Source organism: Pseudarthrobacter sp. AB1 (assembly GCF_014926485.1).
GTDB lineage: Bacteria > Actinomycetota > Actinomycetes > Actinomycetales > Micrococcaceae > Arthrobacter.
On record NZ_PZKO01000022.1, the window covers coordinates 88730 to 108281 of the forward strand.

The 19552-nt window shown below is 65.7% G+C and carries 17 protein-coding genes; 9 read left to right on the top strand and 8 right to left on the bottom strand.

The window, feature by feature from the left end; all coding sequences use genetic code 11:
* Positions 1 to 21: 21 nt before the first annotated feature.
* Entirely contained in the window at positions 22 to 921 is a 900-nt protein-coding gene (locus tag DAD99_RS07415; RefSeq protein WP_193340990.1) for an SDR family oxidoreductase, read from the bottom strand.
* Positions 922 to 1109: 188 nt separating this feature from the next.
* Between DAD99_RS07415 and DAD99_RS07420 the strand changes: the two genes are divergently transcribed.
* Entirely contained in the window at positions 1110 to 1604 is a 495-nt protein-coding gene (locus tag DAD99_RS07420; RefSeq protein ID WP_193340991.1) for a DUF6328 family protein, read from the top strand.
* Between the two features lie 110 nt (positions 1605 to 1714).
* Here the strand turns inward: DAD99_RS07420 and DAD99_RS07425 are convergent, their stop codons facing one another.
* Genes DAD99_RS07425 through DAD99_RS07435 form a run of 3 tightly spaced genes read right to left on the bottom strand, consistent with a single transcriptional unit; the run spans position 1715 to position 4175 of the window.
* Positions 1715 to 2839, bottom strand: coding sequence for a glycerate kinase (locus tag DAD99_RS07425; RefSeq protein WP_193340992.1), 1125 nt, complete (start codon positions 2837 to 2839; stop codon positions 1715 to 1717).
* A gap of 39 nt (positions 2840 to 2878) precedes the next feature.
* Entirely contained in the window at positions 2879 to 3736 is an 858-nt protein-coding gene (locus DAD99_RS07430; protein WP_193340993.1) for a class I SAM-dependent methyltransferase, read from the bottom strand.
* 52 nt (positions 3737 to 3788) lie between these two features.
* Positions 3789 to 4175, bottom strand: a complete 387-nt coding sequence (locus DAD99_RS07435; RefSeq protein ID WP_219729678.1) for an STAS/SEC14 domain-containing protein — start codon at positions 4173 to 4175, stop codon at positions 3789 to 3791.
* A 103-nt stretch (positions 4176 to 4278) separates the two neighbouring features.
* On the opposite strand from DAD99_RS07435, the gene DAD99_RS07440 reads away from it, so the two are divergent.
* From DAD99_RS07440 to DAD99_RS07450, 3 genes are all read left to right on the top strand, one after another.
* Positions 4279 to 5934, top strand: coding sequence for an ATP-binding protein (locus DAD99_RS07440; protein ID WP_309233220.1), 1656 nt, complete (start codon positions 4279 to 4281; stop codon positions 5932 to 5934).
* 20 nt (positions 5935 to 5954) lie between these two features.
* Positions 5955 to 7493 carry a bifunctional diguanylate cyclase/phosphodiesterase gene (locus DAD99_RS07445; protein ID WP_193340995.1) on the top strand — a complete coding sequence of 513 codons (1539 nt, stop codon included), beginning with the start codon at positions 5955 to 5957 and terminating at the stop codon, positions 7491 to 7493.
* A 270-nt stretch (positions 7494 to 7763) separates the two neighbouring features.
* Positions 7764 to 8714, top strand: a complete 951-nt coding sequence (locus tag DAD99_RS07450; protein WP_227007764.1) for an EAL domain-containing protein — start codon at positions 7764 to 7766, stop codon at positions 8712 to 8714.
* A 60-nt stretch (positions 8715 to 8774) separates the two neighbouring features.
* Here the strand turns inward: DAD99_RS07450 and DAD99_RS07455 are convergent, their stop codons facing one another.
* The 4 genes from DAD99_RS07455 to DAD99_RS07470 form a co-directional block, all read right to left on the bottom strand.
* Positions 8775 to 9581 (bottom strand): glycerophosphodiester phosphodiesterase, encoded by an 807-nt coding sequence (locus tag DAD99_RS07455; protein ID WP_309233221.1) that lies wholly within the window; start codon positions 9579 to 9581, stop codon positions 8775 to 8777.
* Between the two features lie 27 nt (positions 9582 to 9608).
* Complete coding sequence (locus DAD99_RS07460) at positions 9609 to 9857, bottom strand: hypothetical protein (protein WP_185262213.1); 249 nt, start codon at positions 9855 to 9857, stop codon at positions 9609 to 9611.
* Between the two features lie 103 nt (positions 9858 to 9960).
* Positions 9961 to 10779, bottom strand: a complete 819-nt coding sequence (locus tag DAD99_RS07465; RefSeq protein ID WP_193340997.1) for an HAD family hydrolase — start codon at positions 10777 to 10779, stop codon at positions 9961 to 9963.
* Between the two features lie 78 nt (positions 10780 to 10857).
* Entirely contained in the window at positions 10858 to 11796 is a 939-nt protein-coding gene (locus tag DAD99_RS07470; protein ID WP_193340998.1) for a PfkB family carbohydrate kinase, read from the bottom strand.
* A gap of 66 nt (positions 11797 to 11862) precedes the next feature.
* On the opposite strand from DAD99_RS07470, the gene DAD99_RS07475 reads away from it, so the two are divergent.
* The 5 genes from DAD99_RS07475 (at position 11863) to DAD99_RS07495 (ending at position 19509) form a co-directional block, all read left to right on the top strand.
* A complete protein-coding gene (locus DAD99_RS07475; RefSeq protein WP_193340999.1) occupies positions 11863 to 13641 on the top strand; it encodes an exo-alpha-sialidase in 1779 nt (592 codons plus the stop codon).
* Positions 13642 to 13817: 176 nt separating this feature from the next.
* Positions 13818 to 15440, top strand: coding sequence for an ABC transporter substrate-binding protein (locus tag DAD99_RS07480; RefSeq protein WP_185262209.1), 1623 nt, complete (start codon positions 13818 to 13820; stop codon positions 15438 to 15440).
* 161 nt (positions 15441 to 15601) lie between these two features.
* Positions 15602 to 16558, top strand: a complete 957-nt coding sequence (locus DAD99_RS07485; protein WP_193341000.1) for an ABC transporter permease — start codon at positions 15602 to 15604, stop codon at positions 16556 to 16558.
* A 3-nt stretch (positions 16559 to 16561) separates the two neighbouring features.
* On the top strand, positions 16562 to 18697 hold the full coding sequence (locus tag DAD99_RS07490) for a dipeptide/oligopeptide/nickel ABC transporter permease/ATP-binding protein (protein ID WP_193341001.1): 2136 nt from the start codon (positions 16562 to 16564) through the stop codon (positions 18695 to 18697).
* Positions 18694 to 19509: an ABC transporter ATP-binding protein gene (locus DAD99_RS07495; protein ID WP_193341002.1), complete on the top strand. Its 816-nt coding sequence runs from the start codon at positions 18694 to 18696 to the stop codon at positions 19507 to 19509. The genes DAD99_RS07490 and DAD99_RS07495 overlap by 4 nt, the downstream gene beginning before the upstream one ends.
* Positions 19510 to 19552 lie beyond the last annotated feature (43 nt).

Genomic DNA, 19552 nt, shown 5'->3' on the forward strand with positions numbered 1-19552 from the left:
GAATCTGACGTGCAAACTTCGTTAGAGGCCCTTGCCGCCCGTCACCGGCAGCACTGCTCCGGAGATGTAGGACCCCTGATCGGACGCGAGCAGCACATAAGCCGCGGCGAGTTCTGCCGGCTGACCCGCCCGCTGCAACGGCGTATCCTGCCCGAAGGCGGGCAGCTTGTCCGGCCACTCCGTGGCCGGGATCAGCGGGGTCCAGATGGGGCCGGGGGCCACAGCGTTGACGCGGATCCCCTTTGGCCCGAGTTCCTGGGCCAACGCCTTGGTGAAGGCAACCTGCGCTGCCTTGGTCATGGCGTAGTCGATCAGCCCCGGCGACGGGTTGAAAGCCTGGATCGAAGCCGTAGTGATGATCGACGAGCCGGCCTTCAGGTGCGGAACCGCGGCCCGGGCCGTCCAGATCAGGGAATACAGATTGGTCTTGAGCACGCGGTCGAATTCCTCGGTCGGCAGGGACTCGAAACTCTCGCGGTTCTTCTGGTAGGCAGCGTTGAGCACCACCACATCCAGGCCGCCGAATTCTGCCACGGCATCAGTGACGATCCGGGTGCTGAAGGCCTCTTCCCGGCCGTCCCCGGCCAACAGCAGCGCGCGCTGGCCCGCTTTGCGGATCCAGTCGGCCGTGTCCTGGGCATCTTCCTCTTCTTCCGGAAGGTAGGAAATTGCGACGTCTGCCCCCTCGCGGGCGAACGCGATGGCCGCTGCCTTGCCGATTCCTGAGTCGCCGCCGGTGATGAGCGCAGCCTTACCCCGCAGCGCACCGCTCCCCTCGTAGCTAAGTTCGCCGTGGTCCGGCTTCGGGTCCATGGGCGCAGTCAGGCCCGGCTGCTTCTGTTCCTGCTTCGGGAAGGGCCCGGAATGAAAGCCGTACCGGGGGTCGGTGGGCGGGTCTGTCCGTTTCTGCGTTTCGCTCATAGTCCACCTCTTCATTGGATCGGTTTTCGAATGGCTCCTGCCTGCGCTGGCCCTTCGAAACTATCCCGCACGGAGGAGCAAGTCCACCATCCGGAGCAAATAATAAGTAAACTTATCAAACGTTGATTTTGGCGCAACTCCGGCCTAGCTTTGGATCACGCGGATATGCCCCGGGAGCGAGGAATAGCATGGCTGAAGTTGAGGACTTCACCGGAAGCTCCGGGAGGAATGAAACCCGTGAGGAACAGCTGGACCGCAACTGGGCTGAGCTGCTGCAGGAACTCAGGGTGCTGCAAACCGGGGTCCAAATCCTGGCGGGCTTCCTCCTGACCCTGCCCTTCCAGAACCGGTTCGAGAGCCTGGACGCTTTTCAGGTGGGCCTTTATCTCGTCAACGTAGTGGTCGCGACGCTGACCACTGCCTTCATCCTGCTTCCGGTCAGCGTCCACCGCAGGCTCTTCCGCCAACGGCTCAAGGAAACCCTGGTCTCCAGCGCCGACACCATCACCAAGTTCGCCCTGGCCGGCGTGGGGATGCTCAGTGTCGGGACAGCCACACTGGTCTTTGATGTAACGGGCGGCCGCACCGCCGGCCTGACCGCTGGCGGAATCCTGCTGTCCGTCCTCCTGGTGCTGCTGATCTACGTCCCGCTGCGGCTCAACAAACGCGCAGCGGGACGGTAGCAGGCCGCCAAGCCGGCAAATCGCCGGGGATCACGGTGCGTGACGAAACCGGAGCCTAAGCATCGGGGCCCAAAGAGCCGCAGTAAGGACCGGGCCTCGGGGCCCTGGCTTCAGGCGCCTTCGAGGACCTGGCTGGTGGCCCAGGCCAGGTATCTTGCGGCGTTGGCGACGGCGTCTTCCGGGCTGGCCGCAACATCCAGCAGTTGCGCTGCGGCGACCACGCCGTGCCCTGCCAGGTCCTCGGGTGTGACCAGTATCCGCCCCGCCACCACGATCACTGGAATCCCTCGGTCCCGGGCTGCGTCCGCGAGGGCGATGGGGGCCTTGCCTGTCAGCGACTGCGAGTCCAGGGAACCCTCCCCGGTGATCACCAGGTCAGCGTTGTCCAGTTGACCTGCGAGTCCGGTGAGCCCTGCGACGAGCGCGAACCCTCCTTCCAGCCGGGCGTTGGTGAAGGCAAGGAACGACGCCGGGAAGCCGCCCGCTGCCCCGGCTCCCGGAATGTTAACGTCCCGGCCAGTGGCCCCCCGGAGTACGGACGCCCAGTTGCGGAGACCGGCGTCGAGCTGTTCAACTGCCTCGCCGTCGGCACCCTTCTGGGCGCCGAAGACGTGGGCCGCGCCGGTGGCGCCATACAGCGGATTCTGGACGTCCACGGCGATCCTGAAGGAGGCTGCGGACAATCGCGGGTCCAGCCCGGAGGTATCGAGGGCTGCAACGTCGGCCAGTGATCCGCCGCCCAACGGAACAACGTTGCCGGCGGCATCCAGCGGCTTGAGGCCCAGCGCACGCAGGGCGCCGCTGCCGCCGTCCGTCATGGCCGATCCGCCCAGCCCCAACACAATCTCGGTTGCTCCGGCGTCGAGCGCCGCCGCGATCAGCTGCCCGCAGCCGTAGCTGTGGGCCCGCAAGGCGTTGGCCGGGGTGGGTTCCATCTCAGCCAGGCCCGAGGCCTGGGCTGTTTCGATGACGGCGGTAGCCCCGCCGTCGGCGTTCTTCCGGATGGCCCAGGCAGCGCCGACGGGGGCAAGAATGGGGCCCACAACGGCGTTGAGCCGCTCCTCGTAGCCTGCCGAAACGGCAGCCTCCAGGGTGCCCTCGCCGCCGTCGGCGATCGGAAACTGGTTGGCGACGGCGTCCGGGTATACGCGCAGCGCACCTTCGGCGATGGCGGCGGCGGCCTCCGCGGCGGTGAGCGAGCCCTTGAACTTGTCCGGAGCGATGAGAATGCGCATGCCGTCCATCATGCCAGCCGCTTCCGGGAAAGCGCTTGCCTAATCCGGTATGCGGACAGCCCAGGACGAACCCGGCCGGCCGGCGTCGGAACTTTTGGGCTTGAGCACCGCAAAATAGCCCGGTATCCTGCTGTTCCCCGCCTCGTCGATCAGCGGGTTGGTCTCGATGCTTGCGGCACCGTCTTCCACCAGCGTCCACCGGTCCTTCGGCATCACGCTGGCCAGCTCCTCCGGTCCGAAGCGGCCCGGCATGGGCAGTTTCCGGATGGCCAGCTCCAACGGGGCCGGGATGCTGCGCAGTGACGCCCCCAGGTGCGCGACGTACTCCACCGGGTTGCCCTGGAAATTCGTCTCCGCCAGGAAGACTGTGCCGCGGGCACCTACGAGCTGCCGCAGATTTTCCATCAGCGCGGCCTGTTCGGCCGGCGCGAGGACGTGAAGGACGCCACGGACAAAGACGTTGGCATCCGTGGATTCCACCAGACTCGCGCCGGCTCCCGGCTCGGTCATGTCACAGGCCAGGTAGCTGACACCGTCAACTCCTGCCGATTCGTCACGGGCACGGGCCACCGCGTGCGCGGACACGTCAACGCCCAGGACCTTCGGTGAAAACGCCGTCAGGGCGCGGCTGAATGCGCCATGTCCGCACCCCACATCCACCACGGGAAGGCCTGGATCGAAGTGCCGCCGCAGGACGTCCCCGTAGCCCAGCAGCTCATGGTCGGTGCCGGAATCCCACAGCACGTCACTCCGGGCGCCCGTCCTCGCGATTCCGGCCCAATACCTGTCCCAGGCCACGGTCCTGTTTTTCGGTGCAGAGATGGACAGTCTGATCAGCTTGGGCAGGATCAAGTACTGCCGCAAGGCGGAGAGCACCTTTTTCGCGCGGGATGGCATAGGACAAATATAGGACCCAGAACGCGCCGCAGCCGTTTGCGGGCTGTTCCGCTCAGCTTGTGGCCGCGGGTTCCTTCAACAACCAGGCCATGGCGTCGTCGCGGGACGTAAAGAACCGGGTGGGGCAGGGCAGTTTGTTGATGCCCAGGATGAAGTTGGCCAGCACTTTATCAACCGGCGACGCCCCGAGCAGCGCAATGCGGGAGGCCTGGCAGGGGCGGCCAAAAACGGCACGGGCTCCCCTGCTCACCTGGGCCGTGGTGGCCATGTCCACCAGCATGGGATGGCGGCCGGCCCCGCAAAGGTCGTTGACGTTCCGCATGGCGGCCTCTGCGTCCGACTCCGTGATGGACACACCCTGCGGCCATTTGAGCTGGACGACACCCAGTTCGTCCAGCGCCAGGTCCGCTTTGGCCTCTTCTGCAGGCTGACTCGTCACGACTACCTTCCGCACACACTTATGGGAGCAGGGATGCTCCGTCACCCTACAATGTACTCAGTCAAGAGCAATCATGTGCTTACTCAGGGGCGAAGGAGGCAGGTTGCCAGGGAAGACACCACACGTCGCAACCGTGCCATACCTGGCAGTGGTTGCGGATCCCGACGCCGGGCGCCGGGAATCCAGCGCGGCGGCACTCGAGGCGGCGGGCTTCACGGTCAGCGCTGTGGACAACGCCACCGGCCTTTCGGCCCTTCTGGAACAGCGCGAGCCCTCCGTCCTGGTCCTTGACAGTTCGCTCTCCGACGTCGACGCGACCGCCCCTGTGCTGGTTCTCGTTGATCTCGACAGCCCGGCCGAAGTCAAAGCGGTGGAGCATGCCGGCGTACGGGACAGCATCGCCAAACCGCCCGCTGCCAAGGAACTCGTCCACCGTGCCACTGCCCTGATCAACCTGGTCTCCCGCCGGAATGAAGCCCGGCAGGAAGCGGAGACGTTACGCGAAAGGCTGCGGCAGGTATCCGCGGCGGTCCGCGGAACCAACCATCCGCAACAGATCGCCGATATTGTGGTCCGGGGGTTCGGTGAGACTTTCGGCGCGGACCGGGTCTGGCTGACCACGTTCGACGACGACAAGGTGCCACCCATTACCGCCCAGTGGCACCGGCCCGGTCTGGCCCCGCTGCCCGACGGATTGTGCACGGATGAAGGCCCGGTGCGCAGGACCGCTGACGTACTGTGGGCGCGGGCTGAGGCCCTCACGGCGGACGGGGCGTTCGCACCGCACGGCGCCGGCGATGTCCGGCTGCCGGCCGAGCTCGCGCAACTGCGCGCCGCCGCGTCCGTAGCCGTCCCGATGGGGGACGGCAGCTCGTCGCTGGGAATTATCTGGATCGCCCAGCTGGACTCCCCCAGGGAATGGTCGCGGGCCGAGCTGGCACTGATCCAGCACGTTGCCGGCAATACCGTCCACGGCCTGATCCAAAGCCACCTGATCACCAGCCAGCAGCAGGTAGTCAAGCAACTCCAGCAGCTGGACAAAGCCAAGACCGACTTCCTGGCCACCGTCAACCATGAGCTCCGCACGCCGCTGACATCGATCATGGCCTACCTGGACATGATCCAGGAGAACACGTCCGATCCCGTGTCCAGCGAGGTCCACCAAATGTTGGACATCGTTGTAAGAAACACCGAACGGCTGCGGCTGCTGATCGAGGACATGCTCAGCGTCTCCCGCAACGGGCACGAGCAAAGTCCGCTGCACCTGACCCCCGTCCGGCTGGCGCGGACACTCGAGATCGTCACCGCTGCGCTGAGGCCGCTCGCGAAAGTGCAGAATGTCGCCATTGCCACGTCGATGGCCCCAGACGATCTGGAAATCCTGGCAGACGAAGTGCAGCTGCAGCAGGTTTTTACGAATCTGGTCTCCAACGCCATCAAGTTCACCCCCGGCGGAGGACAAATCGACGTCGTCAGTCTGACGCGGGAAGATGCAGCCGGCACGCGCTGGGCGACGGTCAGCGTCTCGGACACCGGGATGGGGATATCCAGTGACGAGATAGCCCACGTTTTCACACGTTTTTACCGCGCCTCGAACGCGATGTCCGGGGCGGTTCCAGGTACCGGACTGGGGCTCGCCATCACCCAGGACATCGTCCAGCGCCACGGCGGCCGCATTGGCGTAACCTCGGAGCTGGGTGTTGGCACCACTGTCACCGTAAGCCTCCCCCTAGGAGCCCACGGGCCCCAGGAAATCTGAACGCGGGAAGGAGGCACCAGATGTTCGCTGACGATGACCCCAGGCTCTCCCAGCTGCTCGATGGCATCGTCCGGCTCGCCTCCGGAGACCTCCAGTCGCGGATAGACGTTTCGCCGGCCCGGGACGAGCTCGACGCCATCATCATGGGCACCAACCTCCTGGCCGAGGACCTCCAGATCATTTACGAAGAGCTTGAGCAGCGTGTTGAGGTCCGCACGCAACTGCTGCACGAAGCCCACCGCGAGATGCAGAAGATGGCCATGCAGGACCCCCTCACCGGCCTTGCCAACCGCTCGGCGCTTCTGGCTGCACTGAAGTCCGCCCAGGACCACGACGGCGATGCCCTCAGCCAGCCCGTTATCCTCCTCCTTGACCTTGACGCCTTCAAATCCATCAACGACACCCTCGGCCACTCTGCCGGGGATCAGGTACTGGTTACCGTGGGACAACGCATCCGCCGCGCCGTCCGGACCAACGACGTTGTAGCCCGGCTGGGCGGGGACGAGTTCGCCATCGTTATGCCGGCCACGGGCGCCGACCAGGCCGCCGTCGTAGGCCAGCGCATCCTGGCGGCCATTAAGGAACCCATTGACCTTCCTGACCGGACGGTCCGCTGCGGGGCGAGCGTTGGACTCAGCGTCGGGGCGTCCGGGCGGCGGGCCGAGGACCTGCTGATGGAGGCCGATGTGGCCATGTACGCCTCCAAAGCCGAGGGGCAGAACCGGCTCCACGTCTTCGAACCCGGGCTCCTGCTCATCCGCAAGCTCCGCAGCCAGTTGCTGGAGGACCTCCGGACCGCCATCAAGGGCCAGGGCCTGATGCTGCACTACCAGCCCGTGATTGAACTGGGCACTGGCCGCATCGAAGGCGTGGAGGCCTTGATCCGTTGGGACCACCCCACCCGCGGCCGCATCATGCCCGACGAGTTCATCCCGCTGGCAGAAGATGCGGGACTGATCTCCGAGCTGGGCCTGTGGGTGCTCAGCACAGCTGTCGGCCAGCTACGCCGCTGGATTGATGCCGAACTGGTGGACAGCAGCTTTTCCGTCCGGATCAACATCTCCGCAACTGATCTGCAGAGCCTGCAGTTCATCGAGGACGTCCGCGCCGTGCTCAAGCAGACGGGCGTCCGCCCAGAGCAGGTTGTCCTGGAGCTGACGGAAGCGGCCATCGTCAGGGGCAACGAACTGGACCGGTACTCCCTTGGCGGGCTGCGCGGACTGGGCGTCGGAATCGAAATTGACGACTTCGGTACCGGGTATTCCTCCATCAGCTACCTGCGCCGGCTCCCAGTGGACCGGGTCAAAGTGGACCGGTCCCTGATTGAGGGACTGGGCACGGACCCCAGCCAGCCTGCACTGGTGGCCGCCGTCCTTCAACTGGTGCGCGCCTGCGGGCTCGAAGCCGTGTGGGAGGGCGTGGAAACAGCGGACCAGGCCGAGCACCTCAGGAACCTCGGGTGCCTCAGCGCACAGGGATATTTCTTCAGCAAGCCCGTCCCGCCCGAAGAGCTTCCTGCGCTGTTGGCGGAAACTTCATCCGAGAGTAATAGAGGTTGATCGATTTTGGGCTGCGCTTTTCGATCATCCCGATATACGATCAAGAGGCAGCATCCGATTCTTCGCGGTCAGGAAGATCGGCTTTAATCAGAAGTAGAGCATTCCGAAGGTATCTGGAAATTTGAAAATAAAGAGGCCAAGGAGCCATTACTTCGTCAACTGGGGGCGTTGCTAATGACGGTTCGGATACAAGCTTGGGGAGTTATTGCTGGGGTCCTCGGGGATTCTGATCCTGCCGGGGCGGCAATACGTCAGCGCCTTAGCGACCGCTTGGGAGAAAATCCAGGCGCGCCGGAACGGGCCCTGCTGGAGTATCTTCTGGAGCGCCAACAACAGGACGGCGAAGAAGCCGGCGCTCCGGACACTGCCCGTTTCCCGCAGCCCCTCAGTGCCATGCCGCCCCAACTGGCCGAGCGGCTGGATTCGCTCCGCAGCCTGTCGCGAATCAGCTCGCTGCTGGAAAACCAGATGCTGATGACCGCATTCCAACCGATCTACGGCCTCGAATCCAGAACCGTAATGGGTGTAGAGGCGTTGTCACGCTTTGTCAGCGACGACGGCGCAGGCGCGGAAATCTGGTTCGCCGAGGCGGCCGCCGTTGGCCTGGGCGCCAATCTGGAATTCTCGGCCCTCGCGTCCGCAGCCGCAGCTGCAGCGAAACTCCCCGCGCACCTCTACGTCTCCCTGAACATCTCCCCAATATCATGCCTGGATCCCCGGCTCCCCGAATTGTTTGAACACATCGAGCTGCCAATAGACCGAATTGTGCTCGAATTAACGGACGAAATTCCGGACGAGGAATACTCGCATTTCATTTCCGCAATTACGCCGCTCCGTGAACGGGGGCTGCGCCTTGCAATCGATGATTCGCACCCCACCGCGGGCGCCCTGAGCCGAATGCTCCATCTGCGGCCTGACTTCATCAAGCTGGGCCGGAATGTGATCAGCGGCGTGGACACGGACACCTCCCAGCACGCCCTGGCCGCGTGCCTGGTGGACTTCGCGGAGCAGATAGGCAGCGTTTTGGTGGCAGAAGGAGTCGAAACCACCGAGGAACTGAATGTCCTTACGGAGTTGGGTTTCAGCGCCGGCCAGGGCTTCCTGCTGGGGCGGCCCTCCGTGCGGCCGAAGGACTGGGCGGCGTGGAATACGCCACTGGACCCCGATGGGCTCCGCCGCCTCGCTGCCAACCACGCCATCCAAGGTCCCGGCGGCTCCTGACTGCGCGGAAATGCACCGCAGTCCTGCGCAGTGCACCCGGCGCAGACTCCCTGGAACCGGTCAGCCGCCGGGCCACTGGCCGCGTTCCCGCAAGACCTGCTTCAGGAGATCCGCGCGGTCCGTCACGATCCCGTCCACGCCCAGGTCAAGTAACCGGTGCATCTCAGCCGGGTGGTTGATGGTCCACACATGGACCACCAGGCCCAGGGCGTGCGCCCGCCGCACATAGGCAGCCGTCACCACGCGGACCGCCCCGTAGCGGACCGGAACCTGCAGGGCCTGGACATCGCTCAACGGTCCCCGCAGCGCCAGGCGCAGCCAGGCAGCCGGAAGCACCGGGCCCAGCAGGACAAACAGCGCGTTCGTCACCATCCCTGCCGAGGAAGCCACCGGACGGCTCAGCAGTTTCAGCACCGCCCGGCGTCTGCGGTCTGAGAAACTGGCCACCAGGACCCGGTCATGGGCGCCGTGCCGTTCGATGCCGGCAGCCAGGCTTTGCACCGACTTCCAGTCTTTGACGTCGAGGTTCAGCCGGGCAGCCGGGAAGGCGCTCAGCATGTCGTCGAACAGCGGCACGGGCTCGAGCCCGCCGATCCGCGCGGTGGAAACCTCAGCGGCGGTCAGCTCCGAAATCCGGCCCCGGCCGTCTGTGACCCGGTCCAGGGTGTCGTCGTGGAAGAGCAGCAGCACGCCGTCGGAGGTGGTGTGCACATCCGTCTCAAGGTACTCATAGCCAAGTTCGGCGGCGGCCCGGAACGCGGCCATCGAGTTCTCCAGCCCTTCCCGCGAGAATCCGCGGTGGGCCAGGGCGATGGGACACGGGGGACGGCCAGCACCGTCGGAAGCATCAAAAAACGACTGAGTCACGTTTGCGAGCGTACCGGAGCCGCCGGGCTATGCGTCCTGCGGCACAATCTCCACGCCGTCGCTGCAGTGCAGCAGCGTGCGGCCGTGGCCGTCGTCGAGGTCCACCCACACAGCGGTGTGGTCCCACGTGATGGCATCCACGAACCCGCCGGTTTCGTATCCCGGGGTGAGGCGGACGCGGACGCGGTCACCCTCTTTCAGTGCCTTCCAGTGCGCAGCCGGCTCTGCCGGGCGCAACGGCGCCTCGGCCGCGCGTTGGTTGCCGTTTCTTGCCATGACTACCCCTTCAGCTGCGGATGTTTATCCGTAACCCACGGTAAATGGCAAAGGTGAACGCGAGGTGAGCGGCTCCTGTGAATTCCCGGCCCGGAAGCCGGGGTCAGGAGAGCTTTACCCCCAGCGCCGCGAGCCTGGCTTCGAGGATCTGGGCCACGCCGTCGTCGTCAAAGTGCGGTGCCTGCTGCCCGGCGGCGATGATGGCGTCCGGATGGCCGCTGGCCATGGCGTACCCGTGGCCCGCCCAACGCAACATTTCGACGTCGTTGGGCATGTCCCCGAACGCCACGACGTCGGCGGCATCAATGGACAGCGCCTTGGCGTATTCGGCGAGGGTGACGGCTTTGTTGACGCCGGGAAGAGACAGTTCAAGCATCGCCACGGTCGGTGCGGAGTGCGTGGCGGACGCGAGATGGGCGACGGCGGGCCGCACGGCTGCCAGGAAGTCGTCTGCGGTGCCATCCCTGACAATCGCCAGAAACTTCACGACGGCGTCGTCCGAGGTGAGCGTTTCGGCCAGCGGGGCGGGGTTAAATTCTGCCAGCAGCTCGCTCGAACCGTTCTCGATGAAACCGGGCTCCAGATGGAATCCGGTCAGGGTTTCCGCGGCGAAGAGCGCGGCCGGGCGCAGTTCCTTGATGATCCGCCGCAGTTCCAGCACCGCATCCATGCCCAGCGTCCGGGCGGAAACCAGCCGGTCCGCTTCGAGGTCCCACACCACGGCGCCGTTGGAACAGATGACCGTGCCGGTGTGGCCCAGCTGTTCCTCCAGCGGGTGCAGCCAGCGCGGCGGGCGGCCGGTGACAAAAACGAGCTCGATGCCTGCGTCCCTGCAGGCGTGGAAGGCCCGGACGGTGCGGTCGCTGATCTTTCCGTCGTGCCCAAGAATCGTTCCGTCAATATCACTTGCTACCAGCCGCATCCTGCCAGTCTACGTGGGGCGAACGATGCGAAGGTCGCCACGGCCGGCGGCAAAAAGCAGTCGATGTGGCGGAACCTCCTATTCCGCCGGAACCTCGTTCAGTTCGGCACGCGTGGGCGGGTTGGCGCCCGGGCGGGAAACAGTAACGGCCGCCGCGCGGGCTGCGTGCGCCAGAAGTTCCGCCAGGCCCTCGGCCGGAAGTTCGCGCAGGTCCTTCCGGTTCTGCGCACCGTCCAGGCCCCGGTCCACGATCCCGGAGAGCAGGGCGGCCATGAAGGAATCACCGGCGCCTACGGTGTCGGCCACTTCCACGCGGGGCGCGTCGATCGCGGCTTCACCGGCAGCCGTAATGCCCCATGGTCCGGCCGCGCCGCGGGTGACAACCACAATGGCCGGCCCTTCGGACCCGCCCAGCGACAGCCAGCGGCGCGCCGATTCAAGCACGTCCACCCCCGGGTACAGCCACTCCAGGTCCTCATCCGAGGCCTTGACCACGTCCGAGAGCGTGACGAACTTCTCGGTCTGCGTCCGTGCATAATCCACGTCGATGATGATGCTGGGCCGGCAGTTGGGATCGAAACTGATCGTGGCGGCGGGGTGGGCGTGCTCGACGGCGGCAAGCACCGCCGCGGCGCCCGGCGCCAGCATCGTGGCGATGGAGCCGGTGTGCAGCAGGGTGGTTCCCTGCAGCATATAAGCGAGGCGGTCCGCCAGCCCGGGAAGCTCCCAGACGAGGTCGAACGTGTAGGTGGCGGCGCCGTCGTCGTCAATTACGGCGGTAGCCACGCTGGTAGGCAGCTCATCGGGGCCCAGCGGCAGCATAACGGAGCTGGAGCGCAGGTGCGCTGCCACCGAATCCCCGTAGGCGTCGCGGCCGTAGCGGCCGACGAACTGCACGGCATGGTCGAGGCGGGCCAGACCCACCGCGACGTTAAGGGGGCTGCCGCCCACGTGGGCTTCGATTCCGGAAGCGCGCTGGACAACGTCAACAAGGCCTTCGCCGATAACTGTGAGCATGGTCATAACTCTGCCAGACATGCGCCCGCCTACACAGGCGTGTTACGTGTCCCTTACCATGGAGATATGACATCCCATGTCCCCCAGCCAATGATGGCTGCCATACCGGACGTCGAACACGTCCTGGCGGTCCGCGGCACCGGCGGCTACCGGCAATACAGGATCCCCGCCCTCGCCGTTTCGCGGCAGGGCACCCTGCTGGCCGCCTACGACGGCCGCCCCAACCTCGATGACCTGCCCAACCCGATTGACCTCCTGCTCCGCCGCAGCACGGACAACGGCAGGACGTGGGGCAAACAGCAGGTAGTAAGGACGGGCAGCGGCCTCAACGGCTACGGCGATCCGAGCCTCCTGGTGGACGCTGAGACCGGCCGGATTTTTATGTTCCACGCCGCCGGAACGCACGCCGGGTTCTTCGAAGCGACAGCCGGGCTGGAGCCCGACGACGATGTGCAGCACTGCGATCTCAGCTACTCGGACGACGACGGCCTGACCTGGCAGCACCGCAGGATCACCGCCCAGCTCAAGCTCCGCCCGCCGGTTCACACGCGTGGGCCAAGTACGGGCGAGCCGGACATCACCGGAATCTTCGCCGCGGCCGGGCAGGGCATCCAGATCCACACCGGCCCTCACCGCGGCCGGCTGGTGCAGCAGTTTGTGGTCCTGGCCGGCGGCGAGATCATGGCCGCCTCGGCGTACAGCGACGACCACGGCGACACCTGGACACTCGGGGAGCTCATCGCCGCCAGGACGCACGGCCATGCCCCCAACGAGAACAAGGTTGCCGCCCTCCAGGATGGCCGGCTCCTGCTGCACAGCCGCGGCACGCCGCGCCGCCTTGCCGCAATATCGGACGACGGCGGGGCCACGTGGAGCGCCCTGCGTCCCGTCGAGGACCTCCCCGACCCGGGTGACAACGGCTCCCTGGTCCGCTTCGACGGCCTGCCGTCCCTGACTACATTCGCCGACGAGGCCACGGATACATGGCTACTGGCAACCAACAACCAGGACACCGCGCTGCGGCGGAACACGGTGATCAGCCTGTCCGCCGACAACGGGCGCAGCTGGCCCGCCAAGCTGATCCTCTGCCCGGGAAGCTCGGCCTATTCGACGGCAACCCGGCTCCCCGACGGCAATGTCGGCGTCCTCTACGAACGCCAGGGCTACCGGGAAATCGTGTTCGCCTCGGTGCCTGCGTTGCAACTCACCGCACAGCTCACCGCCCACATTCCCGGCGGCTCCGGCAGCGCCGCCACTGGGAGCCCCGTCGGGGTCACTCCGCCCGGGTCCGCCGGCGGGGTAAGCGCGCCAAACGACGCCGACGGCCTTGTGTTCGACATGGAGCTGCGGTCCATCACGCCCGGCCGGCCGAAGGCCTGGCAAAACGCCGGCGAGTTCCACGTCATGCAGTCCGGCGGCGAGGACTGGGGCGTGCACACCTGGAAGGAAATCGGACAGGGCTACTCGGCCGAAGCTGCGCAGGTCATTGGCACCCGGGAGGCACAGGACCTGAACTACGGCCCCATCATTCCCGGCTACAAGGCCGGGGACATCCTGGCCTTCACGGGCCGGGCACGCAATGACGGCCCCCTGCCGGCAACCTCGGTCCGGCTGTCCGGTCCCGGCTCGGACGCCTTCCCCGCCGCGGACCTTGGCCCCGGGGAAGAAGCCCTCTACTTCACTCCCGGCTACACCGTCACCGCGGCCGATGTGGCGCGCGGCTACGCCGAGGTGGCCTACGAGGTGGCATTTGAAATGACCGGCGAGCGCGGCGGCACTGCCGAGCGCCGCCGTCGTGCTTTCAGGTTTGACACCGGCTCCGGCGGCGTCATCGCGCCCGGGTGAGAGAGCGTCCGCCAAAAACCCGCAGGACGTGAGAGAGCGTCCGGGGGAAGCCCGCAGGAAGTGAGAGAGCGTCGGAGGGAATCGGCGCTTGACGTGAACCTGTGATGACGCTTACAGTCGACATACGAGCTCGGACGTCCTACATCCGATAAACCTTCTGGAATGGCGAGGCCCTCATGAACAACATCACCAAGAACCTGCCGCTGGTCAATGACGCCAGCCGCCGGAACTTCCTCAAGCTCACCGGTGCCATGGGCGCCGCTGCAGCATTCACCGCCTCTGTCGCCGCGTGCGGCAGCCCGGCAGCTACCACCACCGGCGACTCCGCGAGCGCTGCGGCAGTCAACAAGGACCTCACCATCGAAGCGGGCATCTCCTATGCCCTTTCCACCGGCTTCGACCCGCTGAGCTCCTCAGGCGCCACTCCGATGGCCGCCAACCTGCACATCTTCGAAGGCCTCATCGAACTGCACCCGGCCACCCGCGTGCCGTACAACGCGCTGGCGGCGTCGGACCCCAAGAAGGTCAACGACACCACCTACCAGGTGACCATCCGCGAAGGCGCCAAGTTCCACGACGGCACCCCGGTCACCACCGAAGACGTCGCCTTCTCCTTCACCCGCGTGATGGACCCGGCGAACAAGTCCCTGTTCTCGCAGTTCATCCCGTTCATCCAGGACGTCAAGCCCTTGGATGCCAAGACGGTTGAGTTCACCCTCAAGTACGCCTTCCCCGGCTTCGGGCCCCGCATCTCCGTGGTCAAGGTTGTCCCCAAGGCCCTGGCCACGGACCTCAAGGCCTTCGACGCCAAGCCCGTCGGCACCGGCCCCTACAAGCTCATCTCCGCCGCCAAGGACGACAAGATCGTCTTCGAAGCGTTCGCAGACTACAACGGCCCCAAGCCGGCACTGGCCAAGGGCATGACCTGGCTCCTGCTCTCCGACGCCGCTGCCCGCGTCACCGCCGTCCAGTCCGGCCGTGTCCAGGCCATCGAGGACGTCCCCTACCTGGACATCGACGGCCTGAAGTCCAAGGTCAAGGTTGAATCAGTCCAGTCCTTCGGCCTGATGTTCCTGATGTTCAACTGCAACAAGGCCCCGTTCAACAACAAGCTGGTCCGCCAGGCCCTGCACTACGGCCTGGACAAGGAAGCCATCATTAAGAAGGCCCTGTTCGGCAATGCCAAGGCGGCCAGCTCATATTTCCAGGAAGGCCACCCGGACTACGTCAAGGCCAAGAACGTCTACGGCTACGACGTCACGAAGGCCGAAGACCTGCTGAAGGAAGCCGGCGTCACGAGCCTCGAATTCGAGCTGCTCACCACGGACACCGCCTGGGTCAAGGACGTTGCCCCGCTGATCCTCGAATCCTGGAACAAGATCCCGGGCGTCAAGGTCTCCGTCAAGAGCCTGCAGTCCGGCGCCCTGTACACGGACCGCGTCGGCACCGGCGACTACTCAGTTGTCGCAGCCCCCGGCGACCCCTCAGTCTTCGGCAACGACGCGGACCTGCTCCTGAGCTGGTTCTACTCGGGCGCCACCTGGATGGAAAAGCGCGCCTACTGGACCGCCCCGGAACGCGCCAAGCTGCAGGAGCTCATGAACAAGGGCTCGCAGGCTGCCGCAGCAGACGCCAAGAAGATCACCGGCGAAATTGTGGACCTCGTCTCCGAGGAAGTTCCCCTGTACCCGATCTTCCACCGCCAGCTGCCCTCCGCCTGGGACGACAAGAAGCTCAACGGCTTCAAGCCGCTGCCCACCACCGGTATGTCGTTCATCGACGTCGGACGCACCGCCTAAGCTGCGCTGAGAACCAGCGCAGCACCCGGGGCTTCCCGGGACGGCATCACCAACTCGACGCAGCAGAGGGGCTGTGGCCCGCTGGCCATGGCCCCTCTGGGCTGAGAAGCACCACCCGTGACGCGGCCCCCGCGGCACAACCAAACAAACCGGAGAACAAATTGGTCACGATATTGCGTCTGCTTGGCCGCAGACTCGCAGCACTGCCATTGATGATCCTGGGCATCACCTTGCTCGTCTTCCTTGTCCTGCAGGCCGCTCCCGGCGACCAGGCAAGCTCCGCCCTCGGCGACGGCGCCAGCGAAGAAGCGAAGCAGCAGTACCGCCAGGAAAACGGCTTGGACGACCCGCTGGTCATCCAGTACTTCAGCTTCCTCGGCAAGCTGCTGCAGCTGGACCTCGGCGTCACCACGCCGCCGGCAAAGTCGGTGGCCTCCATGATCGGCTCCGCGTTCCCCCTGACGCTGCAGCTGACGTTCCTGGGCGTGCTGATCGCAATCGTCCTGTCCCTGACCTTCGGCATCCTCGGCGCCCTCTACCGCGACAAATGGCAGGACCAGCTGGTCCGCGTTTTCTCGATCGCCGCGATCGCCACGCCGTCGTTCTGGCTCGGCATCCTCCTGATCCAGTGGTTCGCCCTCGGCGCCAGCCCCCTGTTTCCCTCCGGGGGAATCGCGACGCCGGAATCCGGCTTCGGCGGCTGGCTGAACTCGATGGCCCTCCCGGCCCTGGCCCTCGGCATCCCGGTCTCCGCCTCGCTGATCCGCGTGGTCCGCACCTCGATGGTGGAGGAGCTGGACCGCGACTACGTCCGCACCGCCATCGGCAACGGTGTCCCCTACCGCGAAGTGGTCTCCAAGAACGTCCTGCGCAACGCACTGGTGACTCCGGTGACCGTGTTGGGACTCCGCGTGGGCTACCTGCTCGGCGGCGCCGTCGTGATTGAAATGATCTTCGCCCTGCCCGGCATGGGCCAGCTGATCCTCAACGGCATCACCAACCTGGACGTGAACCTGGTCCAGGGCGTGGTGCTCACCATCTCGGTCACCTTCGTTCTGGTGAACATCGTGGTGGACCTCCTGTACCTGCTCATCAACCCCAGAATCAGGACGGTATAGCTCATGCGTAGCAAGCTTGCTGAACGGCTGAGTGCCCCGGGCATCCGTTTCAAGGCCCTGCCTTGGGGCTCCCGCATCGCCCTCCTCTTCCTCATCATGATCGTCCTCTCCGCCGTGTTCGCGCCCGTCATCGCGCCGCACGATCCGCTCGAGACCTTCATCCCCGCTACCCCGCCGGGCGCCGAGCACTTCTTCGGCACCGACCGGTTGGGTCGCGACATCTTCTCCCGCCTGCTCTTCGGCGCCCAGTCCTCGCTCATGATCGGCCTCGGCGCCGTCATCCTGGCCATCCTGGCAGGCGCCCTGCTGGGCTCCTTCGCCGCCACGTCCAGCAAGGCCATCAACGAACTGATCATGCGCCTGATGGACATCCTGATGGCGTTCCCGGGCATCGCCCTGGCCGCAGTGCTGCTGGCCGCGTTCGGCAACTCGGTTCCCACCATCATCATCGCGATCGCCATCATCTACACCCCGCAGCTGGCCCGCGTGGTCCGCGCCAATGTACTCTCCCAGTACGGCGAAGACTACGTCCGCGCCGAGCGCGTGATCGGCGCAGGCCGTTTCTACATCCTGCTCAAGCACATCGTCCGCAACACCGCGGCCCCCGTACTGGTGTTCGCCACGGTGATGGTGGCCGACGCCATCATCCTCGAAGCCTCGCTGTCCTTCCTCGGCGCCGGCGTCCAGGACCCCGCACCGTCGTGGGGCAACGTGATCTCCTACGGCCGCAACCTGGTCCTGTCCGGCGGCTGGTGGGCCACCACCTTTGCCGGTGTGACCATCCTGCTCACCGTTCTCTCGCTGAACATCCTCGCCGAGGGCCTCACCGACGCCATGGTGAACCCGAAACTGCGCAAGGCACCTGCAGTAAAGGACGACGACGGCGCATCGGCTGTTGTGTCCGGCGCAGCGGTGGGCGCCGGCGTCGACACCCAGATCGGCACTTCCGTGGCCCAGCCTTCGGTGGTGGAAGAACACGAGCTCGACGGCGTGCGCGCCGCTTTCGGCGACGTCCTCACCGAGGAGCACTACAACGAGGCAGCCATCCTCTCCGATCCGATGCTGGCCGCGGCGAACCCGCACCTGTTGCTGGACAAGGAACTGGAACTGCTTTCCGCCATCGAGGCCACGCGCACCGACCGACTCCCCCAGGTGCCGGCCGGAGTGCGCAATGTCCTCGAGGTCAGGAACCTGTCCATCCGCTTCCCGGGCCGCTTCGGCGACACCGCGATTGTGGACAACGTCTCCTTTACGGTCCGCGAAGGCGAGACCATGGGCCTGGTGGGCGAATCCGGTTGCGGCAAGTCCATCACGTCCCTTGCGGTCATGGGCTTGCTGCCCAAGACCGCGCAGGTCACCGGGTCCATCAAGTTCGACGGCAAGGAACTGCTGGATCCGGCCACCAGCCACAGCAGCGTCAAAGCCTACGAAGGCCTGCGCGGCGAGCAGATCGCCATGGTCTACCAGGACGCCCTGAGCTCCCTGAACCCGTCCATGAAGATCAAGGACCAGATGGAGCAGCTGACCAAGCGCGGCGGCCGCAAGACCCCCACCGAGCTGCTGGAACTGGTCAGGCTCGATCCGGTCCGAACGCTTGCCAGCTACCCGCACGAGCTCTCCGGCGGCCAGCGCCAGCGCGTCCTGATCGCCATGGCCCTGTCCCGTTCGCCGAAGATCGTGGTTGCCGATGAGCCCACCACCGCACTGGATGTCACGGTCCAGAAACAGGTAGTGGACCTGCTCAACGAACTGCGCGAACAGCTCGGCTTCGCCATGGTCTTTGTCAGCCACGACCTCGCCCTGGTGGCATCCCTGGCCCACCGCATCACCGTGATGTACGCCGGCCAGGTGGTGGAATCCGCACAGGCTTCGGAGCTGCTGCAGAACCCCAGGCATGAGTACACCCGCGGCCTGCTCGGCGCTGTCCTCTCCATCGAGGCCGACGCCGTGCGCCTGCACCAGATCCCCGGCACCGTCCCGTCCCCACGGGACTTCGCCCCGGGAGACCGCTTCGCCCCGCGTTCGTTGCGGTCCGACGCCGACCCCAACCAGCAGCTGGTCCTGACGTCGGTGGGAGCCGCCAACGGCGGGGACGCGGACCACTATTGGGCGAGCCACCTGAAGGAGGATGCAAAATGAGCCATTCAATACAGCAACGCTCTAAGCCGGTCATCGAGCTCAAGGACGTCAAGGTCTACCACCACGCACGTGGCGGCGGGCTCTTCCGCCCGAACATCGTCAAAGCGGTCGACGGCGTCGATTTCACCATCAGCCGCGGCGAAACCGTGGGCATCGTGGGTGAGTCCGGCTGCGGTAAGTCCACGCTCGCGTCCGTGCTCGTGGGACTTCAGCCGCCGACGTCGGGCGAGGTCCTGTTCCACGGCAAGCCCGCCATCAAGCGCAACGCACAGATGCGCAAGGAATTCGGCCGCTCCGTGTCCGTGGTCTTCCAGGACCCCGCGACGGCGCTGAACCCGCGCATGACCGTCCAGGACATCCTCACCGACCCGCTGCAGATCCACGGCATCGGCACCGCCGCATCCCGTGCGGCGAAGGTCAAGGAACTGCTGGCCCTCGTGGGCCTGCCGCAGTCCGCGGCAGAAGTCACGCCGTCGCAGGTTTCCGGCGGCCAGCGCCAGCGTGTGGCGATTGCCCGTGCCCTGGCGCTGGATCCGGACATCATCGTGGCGGACGAGCCGACGTCGGCCCTTGACGTCTCCGTCCGCGCCCAGGTGCTGAACCTGCTCTCGGACCTGAAGACCCAGCTGAACCTCGGCATGGTTTTCATCTCGCATGACATCCAGACCGTCCGCTACGTCTCGGACCGCATCTGCGTTATGTACTTCGGCAAGATCGTCGAGCAGGGCACCGCGACCCAGGTCTTCGACAGCCCGGCCAACGACTACACCAAGAAGCTCCTGGGCGCCGCCCCGAGCCTGCTCCACATCTAGCCTTCCCGCCAGAAATTTTCGACTAACCATCAATATTTGGAGA

Bases quoted from the DNA above. Each gene is read 5' to 3' on its own strand.
- DAD99_RS07430 (WP_193340993.1), bottom strand. From the start codon at position 3,736: ATGCCATCCCGCGCGAAAAAGGTGCTCTCCGCCTTGCGGCAGTACTTG.
- DAD99_RS07475 (WP_193340999.1), top strand. From the start codon at position 11,863: ATGACATCCCATGTCCCCCAGCCAATGATGGCTGCCATACCGGACGTC.
- DAD99_RS07495 (WP_193341002.1), top strand. From the start codon at position 18,694: ATGAGCCATTCAATACAGCAACGCTCTAAGCCGGTCATCGAGCTCAAG.
- DAD99_RS07425 (WP_193340992.1), bottom strand. From the start codon at position 2,839: ATGCGCATTCTCATCGCTCCGGACAAGTTCAAGGGCTCGCTCACCGCC.
- DAD99_RS07460 (WP_185262213.1), bottom strand. From the start codon at position 9,857: ATGGCAAGAAACGGCAACCAACGCGCGGCCGAGGCGCCGTTGCGCCCG.
- DAD99_RS07445 (WP_193340995.1), top strand. From the start codon at position 5,955: ATGTTCGCTGACGATGACCCCAGGCTCTCCCAGCTGCTCGATGGCATC.
- DAD99_RS07415 (WP_193340990.1), bottom strand. From the start codon at position 921: ATGAGCGAAACGCAGAAACGGACAGACCCGCCCACCGACCCCCGGTAC.
- DAD99_RS07420 (WP_193340991.1), top strand. From the start codon at position 1,110: ATGGCTGAAGTTGAGGACTTCACCGGAAGCTCCGGGAGGAATGAAACC.
- DAD99_RS07480 (WP_185262209.1), top strand. From the start codon at position 13,818: ATGAACAACATCACCAAGAACCTGCCGCTGGTCAATGACGCCAGCCGC.
- DAD99_RS07490 (WP_193341001.1), top strand. From the start codon at position 16,562: ATGCGTAGCAAGCTTGCTGAACGGCTGAGTGCCCCGGGCATCCGTTTC.
- DAD99_RS07470 (WP_193340998.1), bottom strand. From the start codon at position 11,796: ATGCTCACAGTTATCGGCGAAGGCCTTGTTGACGTTGTCCAGCGCGCT.
- DAD99_RS07465 (WP_193340997.1), bottom strand. From the start codon at position 10,779: ATGCGGCTGGTAGCAAGTGATATTGACGGAACGATTCTTGGGCACGAC.